21 protein-coding genes are annotated in these 16,510 nt (G+C 56.7%); 10 read left to right on the top strand and 11 right to left on the bottom strand.

Translation table 11 applies throughout. The features are described 5' to 3' along the window. Genes N430_RS02055 through N430_RS02035 form a run of 5 tightly spaced genes read left to right on the top strand, consistent with a single transcriptional unit; the run spans position 1 to position 3,270 of the window. Positions 1 to 846, top strand: a complete 846-nt coding sequence (locus N430_RS02055; protein ID WP_110631444.1) for a phage tail protein — start codon at positions 1 to 3, stop codon at positions 844 to 846. Further along, on the top strand, positions 821 to 1,027 hold the full coding sequence (locus tag N430_RS02050; RefSeq protein ID WP_110631447.1) for a tail protein X: 207 nt from the start codon (positions 821 to 823) through the stop codon (positions 1,025 to 1,027). Before N430_RS02055 ends, N430_RS02050 begins: the two co-directional genes overlap by 26 nt. Positions 1,028 to 1,085: 58 nt before the next feature. Next, entirely contained in the window at positions 1,086 to 2,138 is a 1,053-nt protein-coding gene (locus tag N430_RS02045; RefSeq protein ID WP_110631450.1) for a phage late control D family protein, read from the top strand. Between the two features lie 23 nt (positions 2,139 to 2,161). Next, positions 2,162 to 2,713: a glycoside hydrolase family 19 protein gene (locus N430_RS02040; protein ID WP_110631453.1), complete on the top strand. Its 552-nt coding sequence runs from the start codon at positions 2,162 to 2,164 to the stop codon at positions 2,711 to 2,713. Beyond that, positions 2,710 to 3,270, top strand: a complete 561-nt coding sequence (locus tag N430_RS02035; protein ID WP_110631457.1) for a lysis protein — start codon at positions 2,710 to 2,712, stop codon at positions 3,268 to 3,270. The genes N430_RS02040 and N430_RS02035 overlap by 4 nt, the downstream gene beginning before the upstream one ends. On the opposite strand, the gene N430_RS02030 is transcribed toward N430_RS02035, so the two are convergent. Further along, a complete protein-coding gene (locus tag N430_RS02030) occupies positions 3,267 to 3,803 on the bottom strand; it encodes a hypothetical protein (protein WP_110631460.1) in 537 nt (178 codons plus the stop codon). The two genes, N430_RS02035 and N430_RS02030, sit on opposite strands and share 4 nt — an antisense overlap. A gap of 185 nt (positions 3,804 to 3,988) precedes the next feature. Here N430_RS02030 and N430_RS02025 point away from each other — a divergent pair, with 185 nt between their 5' ends. Further along, a complete protein-coding gene (locus tag N430_RS02025) occupies positions 3,989 to 4,783 on the top strand; it encodes a DNA adenine methylase (RefSeq protein ID WP_110631463.1) in 795 nt (264 codons plus the stop codon). A 34-nt stretch (positions 4,784 to 4,817) separates the two neighbouring features. Here N430_RS02025 and N430_RS02020 read toward each other — a convergent pair whose 3' ends face one another. The 10 genes from N430_RS02020 to N430_RS01975 all read right to left on the bottom strand — a co-directional run bounded on the left by N430_RS02020 (position 4,818) and on the right by N430_RS01975 (position 13,897). Further along, positions 4,818 to 5,093, bottom strand: coding sequence for a hypothetical protein (locus tag N430_RS02020; RefSeq protein WP_110631466.1), 276 nt, complete (start codon positions 5,091 to 5,093; stop codon positions 4,818 to 4,820). A 6-nt stretch (positions 5,094 to 5,099) separates the two neighbouring features. Then, on the bottom strand, positions 5,100 to 5,429 hold the full coding sequence (locus N430_RS02015; protein ID WP_110632514.1) for a helix-turn-helix transcriptional regulator: 330 nt from the start codon (positions 5,427 to 5,429) through the stop codon (positions 5,100 to 5,102). A gap of 238 nt (positions 5,430 to 5,667) precedes the next feature. Further along, positions 5,668 to 6,336, bottom strand: a complete 669-nt coding sequence (locus tag N430_RS02010) for an HNH endonuclease (RefSeq protein ID WP_110631470.1) — start codon at positions 6,334 to 6,336, stop codon at positions 5,668 to 5,670. Continuing rightward, a complete protein-coding gene (locus N430_RS02005) occupies positions 6,333 to 7,598 on the bottom strand; it encodes an AAA family ATPase (RefSeq protein WP_110631473.1) in 1,266 nt (421 codons plus the stop codon). Before N430_RS02005 ends, N430_RS02010 begins: the two co-directional genes overlap by 4 nt. A gap of 476 nt (positions 7,599 to 8,074) precedes the next feature. After that, on the bottom strand, positions 8,075 to 8,308 hold the full coding sequence (locus N430_RS02000) for a hypothetical protein (RefSeq protein WP_110631475.1): 234 nt from the start codon (positions 8,306 to 8,308) through the stop codon (positions 8,075 to 8,077). 287 nt (positions 8,309 to 8,595) lie between these two features. Next, on the bottom strand, positions 8,596 to 9,852 hold the full coding sequence (locus N430_RS01995; RefSeq protein ID WP_110631478.1) for an ATP-binding protein: 1,257 nt from the start codon (positions 9,850 to 9,852) through the stop codon (positions 8,596 to 8,598). Between the two features lie 420 nt (positions 9,853 to 10,272). After that, positions 10,273 to 10,713 carry a type II toxin-antitoxin system YafO family toxin gene (locus tag N430_RS01990; RefSeq protein ID WP_110631481.1) on the bottom strand — a complete coding sequence of 147 codons (441 nt, stop codon included), beginning with the start codon at positions 10,711 to 10,713 and terminating at the stop codon, positions 10,273 to 10,275. 15 nt (positions 10,714 to 10,728) lie between these two features. Further along, complete coding sequence (locus N430_RS01985; protein ID WP_110631484.1) at positions 10,729 to 11,232, bottom strand: hypothetical protein; 504 nt, start codon at positions 11,230 to 11,232, stop codon at positions 10,729 to 10,731. A gap of 155 nt (positions 11,233 to 11,387) precedes the next feature. Further along, positions 11,388 to 11,990, bottom strand: coding sequence for a phosphatase PAP2 family protein (locus tag N430_RS01980; protein ID WP_110631487.1), 603 nt, complete (start codon positions 11,988 to 11,990; stop codon positions 11,388 to 11,390). A gap of 149 nt (positions 11,991 to 12,139) precedes the next feature. Continuing rightward, the gene (locus N430_RS01975) at positions 12,140 to 13,897 is read right to left on the bottom strand and encodes a phosphoethanolamine transferase CptA (RefSeq protein WP_110631490.1); all 1,758 of its coding nucleotides are present in this window, start codon (positions 13,895 to 13,897) and stop codon (positions 12,140 to 12,142) included. A gap of 457 nt (positions 13,898 to 14,354) precedes the next feature. On the opposite strand from N430_RS01975, the gene N430_RS01970 reads away from it, so the two are divergent. From N430_RS01970 to sfnG, 4 genes are all read left to right on the top strand, one after another. Continuing rightward, positions 14,355 to 14,612 carry a hypothetical protein gene (locus N430_RS01970; protein WP_110631493.1) on the top strand — a complete coding sequence of 86 codons (258 nt, stop codon included), beginning with the start codon at positions 14,355 to 14,357 and terminating at the stop codon, positions 14,610 to 14,612. Positions 14,613 to 14,816: 204 nt separating this feature from the next. Continuing rightward, the gene (locus N430_RS01965) at positions 14,817 to 15,065 is read left to right on the top strand and encodes a hypothetical protein (RefSeq protein WP_371922754.1); all 249 of its coding nucleotides are present in this window, start codon (positions 14,817 to 14,819) and stop codon (positions 15,063 to 15,065) included. Beyond that, the gene (locus tag N430_RS29890) at positions 15,050 to 15,103 is read left to right on the top strand and encodes a hypothetical protein (RefSeq protein WP_371922751.1); all 54 of its coding nucleotides are present in this window, start codon (positions 15,050 to 15,052) and stop codon (positions 15,101 to 15,103) included. Before N430_RS01965 ends, N430_RS29890 begins: the two co-directional genes overlap by 16 nt. Before the next feature lie 165 nt (positions 15,104 to 15,268). Continuing rightward, entirely contained in the window at positions 15,269 to 16,363 is a 1,095-nt protein-coding gene (gene sfnG, locus N430_RS01960; RefSeq protein ID WP_110631496.1) for a dimethylsulfone monooxygenase SfnG, read from the top strand. Positions 16,364 to 16,510 lie beyond the last annotated feature (147 nt).

The raw sequence follows: 16,510 nt of genomic DNA, 5'->3' as shown, positions 1-16,510 counted from the left end.
ATGGCCTACATGGAGCTACTGACATCTTCGCTGTCCTCATTGGTGGCAGCGGGGGTGGCGGGGCGAACGACGCTCGACGGTATGTTGGGTCCATTGACGGGCGCGGTCAGCGATATGACCGGCGCAGCGGCAGAGCTGGAGAGCCTGCCGGTCATCGGTCCGGCATTGGGCGAGAAGCTGCAGCGCACCATGCGCGCCATCAACGTGACGCAATCGACCGTAGGTCAGGTGGCGGCGAAGTACAGCCAGGTCGTATCGGCGGCATCTCAGGTGCAGGAGCGCATGGGTTCTTTCAAGGAGCAGGCCAGCAAGGCTAGTGCGGCGGTGAACCGAATCGCCGGATCGATCAGCCCAAGCCTTAGCAACGTCCTCCCCAGCAGTGGGCTGGGCGTAGACCTCACCCCGGCGGCTGCAGCAGTGACGCCTTTCCCACACCTGCTGATCATCCAGCCCTTAGATCCCAAACTTCAGCCCTACTACTTCAACCTCGACACCGCCGCTTTCGACGAGCTGACGCGCAAAACTGCGTTTCGCTGGGCTGGTCAGGAGCGTCTGACGCGCTCCATTGCACAGCAGGCTGTGGGGCAGGGCGAGGATAAGCTGACGATCAAGGGGGCCATCTTCCCGCTCCACAAGGGCGGCATCGGCCAGCTGGGTGAGTTGCGCAGCATTGGCCGACGCTTGCAGCCGGTGACCCTGACCACGGGATACGGCGAAGTGCTGGGCACTTGGTGCTTGCTGAGCGTCGATGAGGAACAGGGGGCGCTGCTTGCTGGCGGCATCCCTCGCAAACAGGGCTTCAACCTGGAGTTTGTCAGCTATGGCAATGACCTGCAGAACGTCTGACGGTGACTTGCTCGACACGATGTGCCACGCCTATTACGGCACGCTGATTGGCACCGTGGAGGCGGTGCTGCAGGCCAACCAAGGGCTGGCCGAGGAGCCTCAACCATATCGCGCAGGGCTGTTGATCAAGCTGCCCGATCTGCCGGTGGTTGAGGTTGAGGAGGTCACGTTGTGGGATTGATCCCGCGAAGCATCACCAGCCCCGCTCCGGCGGGGTTTTTCATATCTGGAGCAACCCTATGAAACCGACATATCAGATCGTCGCAGATGGCAAGGACATCACCGCGCTGATCAACGACCGCCTGGTGTTGCTTCGCACCTCGGACAAACCTGGTGTGGACTCGGATGACTTCGAGCTGCAGATCGATGACCGCGATCAGGCTGTCACGTTGCCGTCTCGCGGCGCGAAGGTTGAGATCTTCCTGGGCTATTCAGGGCAGGCCTTGGCGCGGCTGGGTAGTTACACCGTGGACGAGATCGAGGTCACCGGCCCGCCAGACACCATCACGCTGCGCGGGAAGGCCAGCGACATGCGGGGCAGTGGTAAGACCACGCGTAGCGGAAGCTGGGAGGAAGTGTCGCTGGCCAAGATCGTCAGCGACGTGGCCGCTCGCAATGGCTGGGAGCCAGGGTGCACGGTGGAGACGAAAGTGCCCCGCGTCGACCAGCGCGACGAGTCCGACTTTAACTTCATCACCCGCCTGGCCAAGCAGTACGACTGCACAGCGAAGGTGGCCAGCGGCAAGTTGTTGGTGCTACCGCGCCAAGGCGGCCAGAGTGCGAGCGGTAAGGCGCTGACCATCGTCACCATCAGCCGTTCGGATGTGAGCCGCTACTCGTTTCGCCTGGGCGACCGCAACACGCAGAAGGCGGTGAAGACGCAGCACCAGGACAAGAAGACCGGCAAGTTGGTGGTGGTCCAGCTGGACAACGACGACGCCCCAGATGGCCTGCCGGGTGTGCACACCGACCGGCATATCTACCCCGACAAGACCGCTGCCCAGCAGGCCGCCAAGGCCCGCCTTGCCGCATTTAACCGGAGCACTGCCGGCGTGCGCCTGGAAATGGTCGGCCGTACGGACCTCTTCGCTGAGCGAACCATCAGTGCCCAAGGCTTCAAGAATGGTCTCGACGGCGAGTACCTGGTGGACAGCGTGGAGCATGTCTTCAGCGCGGCCGGTTGGTCGACCACTGTGGAGTGCAACGGCGGCAAAAAGGGCAAGGCGAAGGCCAAAGGCAAAAAGAAGAAGGCGGACAAGCCGCTGCGTACGGTGGAAGTGTCCCCGACCTAACCCACGATCACTGGAGAAAAGCTATGCCTATCAACGAAAAACAGTTGCAGCAGATCCTCCCGAACGCCGGCCGCAAAGCCGGCGTTTTTGTTCCCGGCCTCAATGCCACCATGGGCAAGTTCGCCGTGATCACGCGCCTGCGCATGGCAGCATTCATCGCCCAGGTGGGACATGAGTCGGGCCAGCTGCAATACGTGCGTGAGCTCGGTAATGACAAGTACCTGTCGAAATACGACACCGGCAGCCTGGCGAAGCGTCTGGGTAACACGCCTGAGGCTGATGGCGACGGCCAGTTTTACCGTGGCCGCGGACTGATTCAGGTCACCGGCCGATACAACTACGAGGCATGCAGCGAGGCCCTGTTCGGTGACAGCCGCCTGCTCAATACCCCTGAACTGCTGGAACAACCGGTTTATGCCGCGATGTCGGCCGGGTGGTTCTGGCAGAAGGAGGGCCTGAACAGCCTGGCGGACAAGGGTGACATGCTGGCCATCACGAAGCGGATCAACGGCGGTACCAACGGCCTGGATGATCGCATGGCCATCTACAAGCGAGCCCTTGAGGTACTGCAGTGAGTGCCTGGGGCGGTCGTCTGATCGCCTTGGCGGTCCTGGTGCTCGCATGCGCCATCGGCGCCCGGGCAGCCTGGGTGTGGCAGGCCAACACGTATGGGAAGCAACTCGCCGAGCAGGCCGCTGATTATGGCGAGCAGCTGGCGAAGAAAGATCGCGCATACGGCCGTGAGCGCGAGGAGGCCGCCTCGGCGGCGCTCAATCAATTGGAAGAGCAGCAAGGTGCGCGCCGCGCTCTGGAGGCTCGCCTGCAGGATCAGACCAAAACGCACTGGAGGGAAATGAATGATGCTCAACAAGCTCAGGCTCGTCTGCGTGACCGGCTTGCTACCGCTGATCTGCGGCTGTCAGTCCTTGTCGACGCCGGAGCCCTTGCCGCCCAGGGTTGTGATGGTGGGGTGCGAGAAGCCTCCAGCGCCGGAGGCGTGGTACATGGAACCGTACGCGCCCAACTTGACCGAGCGCATGCTCAACGAATTATCGCCATCACCGATGAAGGTGACCGGGGACTGATCGCGCTGCAGGCCTGTCAGGCATATGTTTCAGCTCTAACCCGTTAATCTTTAGTGCGTTTAATATTTAACTTCAGAGGGTTCTTATAAGCTTTATGTTCGGTGCGCTGCATTACTTCGTTCCTGAACATAGACATGGTGCAACTGAAAATTAATGGCATCACCGCCATCCAGTAGAGCATTGAATATTGTTTGGTGGTAGGCTTTGTTACTGCTTCCGGTAATAGTAAGACACCAATCGCAACGCCTGCCCCAGTTCTTAGGATGGTTTGAAATCCAGTCCCAGCATCTGCAATGATCCTGTGAATAAAGTTGAACGCCAGCTTGCCCCGGTCCGAACCGAATCTAACCAAATACTTAATTATGAGCAAAAGCGCGTAGGGGGCCAGCATCCATGCGTAGTAATCAATCAGCGGCCCGATGGCCAAAAGTCCTGAAACCATCTCGTCTAGCATTTCTGAGCTTTTGCTGAACAAGTAGATAGGAAATGTTCCAAGTAAGACTGCTAGCGAAAGCTCTGTTGGAAGTTGCTGAATGAGTTTTAGAGTATCTTCTTTGAAGTTTTTAGTTCTCTTTCCCATACCCGTTCCTTGAGGACTCGCTATGTAACTGTAAAGAGAGGCGAGCCGGGTGGATGCGTCAACATCCAGCCCAGCCCGCCGAACCCGCAGACCCTTCCTGCAAGTCCAGCCGTGGCCCCTGCCTTGTGCACAAAGCTCGGCGAGCCTAACACCTGTTTATCCATACAGTAAAGACTTGCATACCTATGACCTATCCAATCATCCCCTGGATGGGTGGCAAACGCCGCCTGGCCGACCGCTTGATCCCTATCTTTCCCCCTCATGAATGCTATGTCGAAGTCTTCGCCGGCGGTGCCGCGTTGTACTTCATGCGCCCCCAGCCGGCTCCGGTGGAGGTGCTGAACGATCTCAACGGTGACCTGGTCACCCTTTATCGCGTTGTGCAGAACCACTTGGAGGAGTTCGTCCGCCAGTTCAAGTGGGCGCTCAGCTCCCGCCAGATCTTCGAATGGCAGAAGATGACGCGCCCGGAGACGCTGACCGATATCCAGCGTGCCGCCAGGTTCTTCTACCTGCAGCAGCACGCATTCGGCGGCAAGGTCACCGGGCAGACCTTCGGTACCGCCACCACAGGGCCGGCCATCAACCTGCTGCGCATCGAGGAGAACCTTTCAGCTGCATGGCAGCGCCTCGCTGGCACCTACGTCGAAAACCTGTCCTGGCTCGCCTGCGCCGAGCGTTACGATCGAGCGCACACGTTCTTCTACATGGACCCGCCTTACTGGCAGACCGCCGGCTACGGTGTGGACTTCCCCTTTGAGGAGTACGAGCGCATGGCCGACTTCATGCGCCGGTGCAAGGGCAAGGTGATGGTCAGCATCAACGATCACCCGGACATCCGGCGCGCCTTCGACGGCTTCCACTTCGAGTACCTGGATATCCGCTACACCAACACGAACCAGCGGCAGGGTAAGGCTGAGATGACCGGCGAGCTGGTGATCATGAACTGGCAGCCTGCCTCGCTTGGCGGTTTGTTTTGAGGCCCTGCGGCAGCCTGGAGTAGTGCCGGATCTGCTACGGATGCGCGTCGCCGGCCAGCTCGGCCAATCGCTGGCTGGCGAGGTTATCGACAAGGATCTCTATTCGTTCAATGTCATAGCGTGCGATGACATGTCCCATGTCGAGGCCGAGACAGGCGCCCTGTGCATTGGCCTGAGCGATCAGGCAGTTCACAGGGCTGCTGGCAGCTTCGATCGATGCGAGGAGCAGGCGAAAACGCCGCTGGATGTCTGGCGGTAGCACCAAGCCCGGTGTCAGTTCTCCACTCGGAAATCGGTAACGCTGAGGCATGGCTGTTTACTCGAGTAGGTGGTAGTCACGGCGGCTGCGTGGGTCCCTCGTTGAACCACGACAGTTTTCTCCAGTCATTGGAGGGTGTCCGGGTAAGAAAATTAGCCCCTCTGCCTCGAAGGCGAATGCCAAGGCTTGCATTGTGACCGGACGTAGCTCTGCTCCGTTTTCGATGGCTCTTATCGCTGCTCTAGAAACGCCAGATCTGAATGAAAGGGCTTCAACACTCCAATCTAACCGCGCTCTGGCCTGCGCGCAGTGGGCGCTTTGAAAACCATTGGGTAGGTGATCAATGCACCAGGCAATGATCTCAAGCTCTTCGTCTTCCTGAGCCACTCGTATCGGCTCAAGGGTAGTCAGATCGTCGGACACTGGAAACCCTCTGTACTGTATGTATGAACAGTATAGGGTGGAAGAAGGTTATTGCATAGGTAGGAAAGGGCCTTGGACTGGCCGCGTATCTACCTCCACCCAAGGCCGTGTGAGTTGGAACGGTCATTTGAGGTGACCTGAGCGCTGTATCTGATCGGTTATCATGCCTATAAATGCAGCGCTTCAGAGCATGATTAGCAACTCAATTGAAGATGTCGGCAGGTAGTTTAGGCTTCATGGCATCTATTAAACTTTTCGCAACCGCCGAATACTGAGATTTATTTGAGCACTCATTACTTAGCAGGTCGTTATAAATAGCCTTCTTTGCCTGTATAGGAAGGTCGTTACGGAGTATGGTGTCAAAGATATGCATTACCTTCTGCACTTTTTCGGTTCTCGTGAGAATCAGAGCGGGTCGGTTTAAATCAAGAAGCGTAATGCTCGAGATACCTTCTGGAGTGCCAAGTGGATATGCTATGCCTCCTGTGAAATATATGTGATCACAAGGGTCTATGGCGTAGGGGTCAATGATATATTCAAGAGTTGGATCGCGGTTGGTCTTATTCTGGTTGCATATTTCACATGCAAGGGTCAAGTTTGACCATTCGAACTGCCTAGAAGGGTCGAGAGATTTAGGGAAAATGTGTTCAACATCGCCGTGATGAATGTGTTTTAATTTGCTCTCACAATATGCGCATTTGCCATTTGTTTCTTCTTCGAGTCTGGCTTTGATGTCTTTGTGTCGGTAACGAGATTTTTCTGTATTGGTGGGGGCTTCACCTTTCTCAATTTTTTCAAGAATAGTGTTAGTCCAGTTATTGAAGTTGTCTGTCAGCACTTGAGGCGCTTCGAGCTTTGTGAGCTTTATCATGGTTGGCGATCCGCTGCCATCTTCAATGCCTCTGGATAATACTCACTCAAGCCTGCTTGCTCCAAGTCATTTCTTAAGCGGGCAATCCCTTCTGCAGTTATGCTTTGTGCTGTGAAACTTGAAGTGATAGTGCGCAAATCGTTTTCTGCCCACTGCGGAAGAGAGATCGGGACACCTAATACGTCTCGCAGGATTTCATTGGCCGTAGCCGCGCGCGAGTCTAGATTAAGTCTGACTGAGCGGACTTTTGAGCTGCTAAACTCGGGTGTTGCTATTTCTATATCTTCATTGACATAGTGTAGAGCATATACGGTGCTATCTTTCACTGAAGACACCATGAACGGGCTGTGCGTAGCTATTATGAACTGAGCATTCGGGAAGGCTGCTGTGAGTCGCGAAAGCAAAGTTCTTTGCATAGACGGGTGTAGATGGTTTTCAGGCTCGTCAAGAAGTACGGTGAACTCACTTTTGTTGATGGAATATAAGAATATTTGCCATGCAAGATCAAGGAGGGACATCAAGCCGCCTGATGCGGCATCTATCATGAAGTCACCGGTTTTTGTGACTAATACAACATCCGGGATTCGAACGTTTATATCAATGAAGCCGATTGATGGTGGCAAAACTTCTGATAGCACATTCTTGAAGCTCTGGAATAGTGCAGCCAGCTCTTCGTTTTTTTGAACGAACTCATTGCCTGCACCAAACATAGCCATCGAAATTATCGTTTCTTTCATTCTGAATACAGTTGAATATTGGCTGTATCCATTGGAGAATTTGTTTATTATTTCGGAGTTGTAATTGTTGAAAGCTTGTTCGGCGCTGATTGCGGTTGTTGGAATGGATGTTATGGCCTGGTAGTTTTGGACTGGGCGGTGAGAATTGATGCTGATGCCATAAATTTGCTGTTGCATGTTGAAATGGGTTGCGTACTGCGCTGAATCAGCTGAGGGTATTAATATGTCGGAGATGATTTCGTTGCTGTAGCTGAGCTTGCCGACATCAAACATGTTTGTATGGTTATTGTGTCTCTGTAAGGCCTTGAAGAAGCCTGTTTTATATACGAAAGAGGATTGCCCCAAGACTTTGGTTGGTGTGGCTAAGAGGTAGTGGTTCCAACCAAAATGTTGCGATAGAAGCTTAAGGATCGTTGTCTTTCCTGCTCCGTTCGCACCAGTGATAATCGTCATCTTAGGGTGGAAGTCAATTTCTACATCTGAGAATTGACGCCAGTTATAAAGCTTCAGATTATCGAATTTCATCAGATTTTACCGTGGCCTGCTGGCTATGAAGTTTAGGGGAGTTTCTCATTGCCGGATCGTGGCATGGGGTTTTAACTTTGTCCATTGGTTGGGGCAAGCGCGGACGCGCCGAACGCGTAAAATGCACCCAAATCCGAATTCACTGGGGTTTGGGAGCTTGCTCCCACTGCAACGCACTCGGGGTGTGTCCAGCACCCAAACCCTGTTGAAAGGACAGCAGTCCGTCATGGGGGTTGCCGTTTGCATCGTCCGAGCTCCGGTGACTGTGTTGATAGGACGATGGTAGCTGCACATGGCGAGTTGCCATTCAAGGCGCTGAGGTGCGTCCGTTCTTAGAGCATTTTTAGGGCAGCATTAGGGCCGCATTAGGCCGCAATAAGCCTAAACGACCTTGATTGTCGGCAATGTCTTAGGGCCTAAGGCGGCCTGTCGCGCAGTCCGGGCGGATTCAAATCCCTATCCCCTCTGGAGGAGAATCAATGCAGGGTCTGTTTAGAGCGTTGTTTTTGGATGAGGTAATCCAGGAAAGCTCGCACCTGTTCCAGCTCTAGATCCCTGGTTCGTCCGGGTCGATCATCCACTATGATCGAGTTCCTCACTCGTTCGAGAACTTGTAAGTCTGTTAAAGCGTCGAGCTCGGCCGCAGAAAGTTTAGGGTTATTAGCCAACACTATGGCGCGCAGCTCTTCCATTGATTGGTCGTGTCTCATCGACAATCTCCTTTTGCCAGCCCAACAATTATAGGCGTTCCACAATCGCAGTGATTTAACCGCGATCAGTGGTTGGGTCGGCTTGCGTGGAGAGAGGGCAAGGGGCCCAACGGGGCAAAAATGGGGCAAGCCATACGCCATTACATGCCAATCCAAGCCCATGCATCGGATCATGCCAGAATGTATAAAGGCGCCCAAGCCTTGATTCAGTGGGGCTTGGGCGCCTTGTCATGTTCCTACTACAGAACAATTGGTGTGCGCAGCAACGCGACTGTTTCTCAGTTCTATCAGCTAAAAATCTCGCCCCATCGGATGTAGAAGAGCAGGTATGGGTCCCGAATGTCGAGCACGTCGTTATCGCCGTCCCATTCAATGATGTTCTCACCGGCAGAGTCGTTAGCAATTTTCGCCATGTGGCTGCAGGCGCCGGTGATGCTCGAACCGCTAGGGGTTTGAGCGACGCAGAGAGACTTAACCCGCGCAACAAGATCATCGTAACGCAGCGTCAGCTGGGGTGGATCGATGGCAAGGCACTTGATAAGAAGAGAATATACGTCGCCGTTACTGCCATCCTTCAGTGCGTGGCTGATGCGATCAGAGCCACGGACGCGTGGTCCTTCCATCATTTTATCAACGACGGAGCTGTAATCGGTCGAGAGAACAGTACTCTTGCAGATACGCTCAAGCAGGCTTTGATCGTTTGGAATGATGTGAGTCGTATCAACCTTTTCTCTAACACCTGTCGCGTAGCAAGAGTTCAGGCACAGATACTGCATCAACTGAGGAGAGCCGGCGGCCTGGTCAGCGAGCACCCGGATCATGTTCGCATCGCACGTAATGCCAAGCTCTGCGAAGCCCTTTTGTGCAATTTTTTCCAGAAGGTCGGTGGTCCAGTAACCGAAGTCGATGGAAACGATGCGGCCGCGCAGGTCGGGATTGCTTCGTATGACATCGTCCGCGTGATAGGGAACAGATGCGACGATAAATTTTACATTGCTGCGGATGGCTTCTTTGATTTGTTTCGCGATTTCCGATTGCACTTCTCGGGGGATGTAGTGGAAATCGTCAATAAAGACCGTGAGGTCTTGGTCTGCCAACTCCTGAATCAGGAGTTGTAGGTAGTCAATAGTAAGGTTCGTTGTGATGGCATCTGCATCGGTTGAGGCGTGATTTGCTGCCAGTTCAGCGCTCGCTTTTGCAACAAAAAGGCTACCGGTCGCGCTTCCCTTGGCTGAAAAGCCATTGGTTGTAGAGGCGGTTTTGGTCTGGGTGACAGGAATTTCGGTGCCCAGCAAATCGAAAACTCGCTTCCACAATGAGTCGACGGAAGTAATGCCTGCGCCAGTAACCTGAACAATCTTGTCCTTACCAATCGCCTCTTCAATGAAAACGGTTTTCCCGGACTTCGAAGGGCCCGACACAGAGATCAGCATTGATCCAGTGTCAAGGGCATTCTCTAAGGCCTCACGCTTGCCCACCAAGTGATCATCTACAAACGTGTAGCTAGGGAAACGGCCTGGAGTAAAAATGTCTCTTGCTTTCATGGGCTATCCGTGCAGGGCGGTTCTGTGCTGATAGAGAGATTGAAGTAGCCGCACGATGCACTTTTGTGAGCGCGTTATCAACAGTCGGATAGCTCCGCGGGGTGAGAATTTTAGGGTCGTTGGTGGCACGGTTGGTACAAAATTGGTACGCGTCGACACAGGTTGCGTCAGATGCCTCGTAAATCAAGGCCTGTGAGTAGAGTTTGCCCAATCCATCATCGGTGCAACGCTGAAGCGGCGGGACGGCTCAGGGCGCTGTGCTGCTGGGTTTATAGCGGAGGCTTGGGGCATTTGAGACACGTGTTGAGTACCAGGCTCTGTGGGGCGGAGCGAGTGGGGGTATGGAATTGGCGTAGTCTACCAATTCGGCGTGTCTAGCGTGTGAGGTGGTGATCGTTGGTGATTTTCACACCTTAGCAATCAGTTAGCCTCTCGCCATTCCTTGGCAAGGCGCGCCAGATAACGCATGGCGGTGTCATCGCGAGCTTTGTTATGAGCATCTGGCCAGAAAAATGCGAGCAATAGGTATCGATCCTCGTATAACTCGCCAGGCACATACAGTAACGCTGCATCCTCTCCAGGCTTGCCCGCTTTGCAAACTCTATCCCGCTGCGGCACATTTCTGGGGAAGACGGCGGGCGGAATTCGTATATGAATGTGCATCATGCAGGCTTGGAGTGCCAGAGGCGGCTGTGTGTAAGGTACGTCGCGTCCAAACACGGAGGGGATGGATTGCCGTCCAGATTCGATGTAACGCTGGAATTCGCTTTTCAAACGCCCCGATAAGCCAGGATGCTTTGCGTCGATTGGCGCGAAAAAGGCTTCGAACGTCTCAGGATGGAAAGCAACCTCAATCGACATCCGTTTGCCGTTCCCTCAGGCCAGGTGGCCAAGCCTGAGTGTGGTGTGATCAGCCAGGTCACGAAGACCCTCGCCACTCAATTCACTCTGGAAAACGTCCGGGGTGATGGAAAACTGCTGATAGAGCCCATGGATGGCAACCATTCTGGTCCGCACCTTGGCCACAGCTCGGCGTAGCGCCAAATGCTCGGTGTTGAACGCTGTGGGCACGTTGGCACCGTTCAGGTCATTTTCCAGCTGCCTGACAGCCTTGAGCAACTCGATGTTCTTGAGGTACTTGCCTTCGTCGAATGTATCCGCATTCACGAGGGTTGCGACGGTTTTAGCGTAGATCGAATCCAGTTCGAGCCATCCCTCAGTGACTTTGGCTATGACGCTGCCGAGGTTCGAAAGGCCCGACACAGGCGCGCTTGCTTCCCGAACCTCACGGGTGCCAGCCTGGCGTGACAAGGTGGAATAGTCACCGACCAACGCGAGCGCGGCGACGATGAGTGCCGGTGCTGCCGCTTTGATTGCCATGTGAACCTCCATTTGCCCTGCTGACTCGCTATATTCGGAAGGCGATTATCGACCTCAGCGGACGAGAGTCAATTGATGGCGCGCCACGAAATTGTAAAAACGATAAACGTGGCGGTCCGGGCTGCTGCAGTAGAACCGAGCGATGAGGCTAGGGTTCAGCCCCGCAGCCAACCCGCCCTGATCGGCACCGCCATCAGGCTGCGGTAGCGCCGCTCCGCCGAGTCAGTGACAGGCCGACCGATACGTCGCCAGATTGGCGAGAACCCTGAATATACCAAGCACGAAACAATCACCGCCCCCACCATATCGAGCGGAAAGTGCACCCCCAGAAACACCCGCGCCCAGGCCACGCTCAAACCGGTCAGCAAAATGACCACCCCCCACCCCGACAAACCATCCAGCAGCAAGGTCAAGCCCATGCAGGCAAACACGGTCATATGATCGCTAGGAAATGACGAATCCGGCGCATGCAGCATCCAGTTATGCCCCAGCCCGATCATGAACGGCCGTGGATGCGGCCAGACCGCCCAGATGACCTGATTGACGACCAACGCAATCACCGTAACCAAGGTCGCCTTGAGTACCAGCCTGCGTTCCCCACGGTGCCCCCACAGCCAGAACCCCAGCATCAACACGGGTAGGAGAAAGATCAGGCCCTTGGCAATGCCGATGGCGAGCAGGACCAGCCACTGCGGCGTATCACCGCCCCCGTTGATCAGCAGGAAGAGGGAACGGTTGAATGTTTCGAGTTCGCCCATGATGTATGTCCCCGCCGTGCATTCACGCGCTGTTTCAATTTCAATTAAAGCCGCTTGCGCGCATTGCACAGCGGCCGACAAGCAAAAAAGCCGATGGCGCGATCAGAGATATCGCCATCGGCTTTCAGACGTCTGTATCTGTCCGTGAGCTACTTCTGGTCGTTGGCCGCCGTCTGTTGAACCTGCTCCGCCTTGTCCTGCGGCAACAGGTCGAACTCATGCAACCCATCCTTGCGGTACGGGTCGCCAATCCAGCGTGGCGTTGGCGCGAACTGCGCGTTCACCAGGCTCTTGGCCGGCTCGTACTTGTCGTAGCTCAAGCCTGCCAGATCCGACAGCGTATGAATCAGGTGCGAGCTGCTGTAGGGGCGGTTGGCCATCGACTGCAAGTCCCGTGGGTGCTCGGCCTGCCAGCTCGGCGAAGTCCACAGCAGGAACGGCACGGTGTACATCGGACGGGTCGGCGCGCCTTCGTTGCGGCCCAGGCGGTCGTGGTTGCCGGAGCTGTACACGTCTTCGCCGTGGTCGGACAGGTACAGCAGGAAGCCGTTCGGCGTGGTCGCTGAATACTGCTTGATCAGGCTCGACACCACGAAGTCGTTATAGCGCACCGCGTTGTCGTAGTAGTTGTAGGTTTCCACTTGGTCATCGGTCAGTGCAGCCGGCGCACCTTTGCGATCGGTGAAGTGCTGATAGGCATCTGGGTACCGGTAGCGGTAGTCCATGTGCGTGCCCAGCAGGTGGACGATGATGAGCTTCTTCGGCGCCGGGTCTTTCAGGGCCTTGTCGAACGGTGGCAGCACCACTTCGTCGTACTGGCTGGCGTTCTGGTTGCGCTGGTTGTTCAGGTACACCTGCTCGTCGGTCTGCTGCGAGAACGTGGTGAGCATGGTGTTGCGCTTGGTCATGGTCTGCTGGTTGGTGATCCAGAAGGTCTTGTAGCCTGCCTGTTTCATCAGGTTGATCAGCGACGGGTCGGTGAGGAAGCGGTCAGGGTGCTCCTCGTCACCGAAGGTGAGGATCTGCTGCATCACCTCGATGGTGTAGGGGCGCGGGGTGACCACGTTCTTGAATACGGTCAGGCTCTTGTCGGTAGCGGCCAGGGCATCCAGGTTGGGGGTGGTGTCGCGGTTGTAGCCGTACAGGTGCATGTGCTCGCGGGTGGTCGACTCACCAAGCACCAGCACCAGGGTGCGCGGGGCATCGCCGCTGCTGTCCTGGAGGTTTTGCAAAGGGGGCAGGGCGGCGTTCTGGGCCAGCAGTTTCTGCATGTTGTTCAGCTGCTGCAGGTATTGGCGGTAGCCGACTACCAACTGCCAAGGCACGGCGGGTTCCATGCGCTGCTGCACTTTCTCCGCCGCATCGGCGAAGTTGCGCTCCTGGGTGACCATTTGCTTGTAGAACGGCAGCACCAGGTTGGCGACCAGCAGCAGCACCACCACCGGGATGCGGCTGCGCAGGCGCAGGGTGACCGGGCGCACACGCGTCCACAACAGCACGGCACCCACCGTGTAGGCCAGCAGACCGAGCATCAGGCCAATGCTGAAGTACTGACTGAAATATTCGCCCGCTTCGGCGGTGTTCGACTCGAACATCACGAAGATGACGCTTTGCGAGAATTCCTGGTGGTAGATGCCGAAGTAGCTCAAACCCACCAGCGAGGCGGCCCACAGAACCACGCCGATGACGGCAGCGAGGGTGCGGGTGAGGCGTGGCAGCAGCAGGACCGGGACGAACCACAAGGTGCTGAGGAACAGGGCATCGCGGAAACCGGCGAAACCGGTGGTGCCACTGAACAGCAGAAGCGCCTGGGTGACGCCTGAGAAGTACCAGAAGAACAGCAGGAGCCAGCCCAGGCCGGCCCAGTCCACGCGCTTGGGCGCGGATGGGGATGCGGTGTTTGCCACGTGTGCCTCGTAGAACCATGGCGGCAGCCATAAAGGATGGGGCTGCCGGAAAGGCAGAGAGGCTAGAGGGCGGATCGTGAAAATTACGTTAACGAAATATGGAAGAAATCTTAACAAAGCATTACGAGAGGGCGGGGAGTGGCTGGTTTCTACAAATGAAGAAACAGATTTTTCCTCTGGCTTGTAGGACGCGTCTGAATCAGTCTTTGGGGCATTGTGGTGGGGAAGTGAGCTCCATAGGCTGGCGGTGCCGTTGCAAATTCAATGGCCGGGTCTGCAAGCCTGTCGAAGCCTCAGAATTCGTGCTCACCGTGTTCAATGGTGGCTGTGTATGGGTGACCCTTGTGGTCAGCCGGGATTCTTGAGGCCTCGGTCTTGCAGGCCCGTATGCAGCCGCCACCCATTTCTCTGCAAGCGATGGGCAGTGGTATCTCTCACAACGCCTCGAGATATGACCATGCTCAAGATTGTTCCTGATCCACCCTTCACCCCCGACGCCTCCCACTACCTCGAAGATACTCTGGTCGAGGCCACCGAATACCTGCTCTGCGGCCTGGCCGTGGCCCACCAGTCCGTCACCACGTTGCCCAAGTCGCCCGCCACCGTCATGACCCTGTCGATGATCCATGAGATGGAGGCCGTGCTCGCGTTGCTGGAGTCGGCGATTGCGCAGGTGCAGTTGAAGCGGCCACGGCAGGGGCACACGTTGCACTGACTTTACAGGTAATGAGACGAACTCGAAGCCAGCGCGGTCTTTGTGGGAGCGGCCTTGCGTCGCGAAAGGGCCGCAAGGCGGCCCCCGGATCCTGGCATTGTCGCAACCATTGCCGGGTCTGCTTCGCAGCCCTTTCGCGACGCAAGGCCGCTCCCACAAAGGCTGCGCAGTGGCTCGATTTCAGCGTTGTTAAGAGGATTGAGAATGGACAAGGAACTCCCCGAAGCAACCGCCAGGCTTGGCGTCACCGTCGGCTCGGCCACCTGCCTGGAAGGCGTGGCCAAAGGCAAGCGCCTGTTCCGCGTGGAACCCGGCAACTGCTGCGACCACACCATGGCGCAGGCCTCTGTACTGATGGACTGCTCGCGCCGCGCCTCCTTCATTGGCGTGATGGAGACGAACCCGCACTGGTCTGGGCCTCGCACTACCTGTGCGAGATGGCCAAGGCACTGATGGACGATGCGCACTTGGGGATGCTCAAGCACCACTGAAACACTGTTGCCCGTGCAACAGCAGGTCAGCAGCTTGCTCCGCCAGCATGCAGGGCAGATTATCAGCCCTTTCGACCAAGTCTCTGACCTGCATGGCATTTTCACCCTGGCACGGTTGCTGCTCCGCTCCCTGCACACTCTCAAGTCCTGCCAAGGAGCACCCGCATGAGCCAGCAACCGATCAAATTCGCCTACTGGGTCCCCAACGTCAGTGGCGGCCTGGTGGTCAGCGCTATCGAGCAACGCACCAGTTGGGACATCGACTACAACCGAAAGCTGGCGCAGATCGCCGAACGCGCTGGTTTCGACTACGCCCTGTCGCAGATCCGCTTCACCGCAGGCTACGGCGCCGACAACCAGCATGAGTCGGTCACCATCAGCCACGCCTTGCTGGCGGCCACCGAGAAGCTCAAGGTCATCGCCGCCATTCTGCCAGGCCCGTGGAACCCGGCGCTGGCGGCCAAGCAGCTGGCCAGCATCGACCAGTTCACCAACGGCCGTGTCGCCATCAACGTGGTGTCGGGCTGGTTCAAGGGCGAGTTCCATGCCATTGGTGAGCCGTGGCTGGACCATGACGAACGCTATCGCCGCTCCGAGGAATTCATCCGGGCGCTCAAGGGCATCTGGACGGAAGACAACTTCACCTTCAACGGCGACTTCTATCGCTTTCGCAACTACAACCTCAAGCCCAAGCCGCTGCAGCAGCCGCACCCGGAAATCTTCCAGGGCGGCAGTTCGCGGGCGGCGCGGGACATGGCGGCGCGGGTCTCGGACTGGTACTTCACCAACGGCAATACGGTCGAAGGGATCAAGGCCCAGGTCGACGACATCCGTGCCAAGGCCGCTGCCAACGGGCATTCGGTGAAGATCGGGGTGAATGCCTTCATCATCGCCCGCGATACCGAGGAGCAGGCGCGGGCGGTGTTGCAGGAGATCATCGACAAGGCCAACCCCGAGGCGGTGAAGGCTTTTGGGCATGAAGTGAAGCATGCCGGCTCCGCCAGCCCGGAAGGTGAGGGCAACTGGGCCACGTCCAGCTTCGAGGACCTGGTGCAGTACAACGACGGCTTCAAGACCAACCTGATCGGCACGCCACGGCAGATTGCCGAGCGCATCGTGGCGTTGAAGGCCGTCGGGGTGGACCTGATTCTGTCCGGTTTCCTGCATTTCCAGGAGGAAGTAGCGTACTTCGGCGAGCAGGTATTGCCATTGGTGAGGGCGCTGGAGGCAGAGAAAGCAGAGGTGCAAGCTGTCGCTTGAACTGCGCAGCACGCTGGGGGCATCACCGGCAAGCCGGCGATGAGGTAGTAACATCCCATTTCCAGCGACAAGACTGCTCACACCATCAGTGTTGGCCCTGGTGGTGAAACCCGTTAAGGTGTCGCCCCCAGCAAGGAACGCCGCGAC

Source organism: Pseudomonas sp. CC120222-01a, assembly GCF_003097235.1.
Lineage (GTDB): Bacteria > Pseudomonadota > Gammaproteobacteria > Pseudomonadales > Pseudomonadaceae > Aquipseudomonas.
This window is presented reverse-complemented; position numbering and strand designations above follow the sequence as displayed.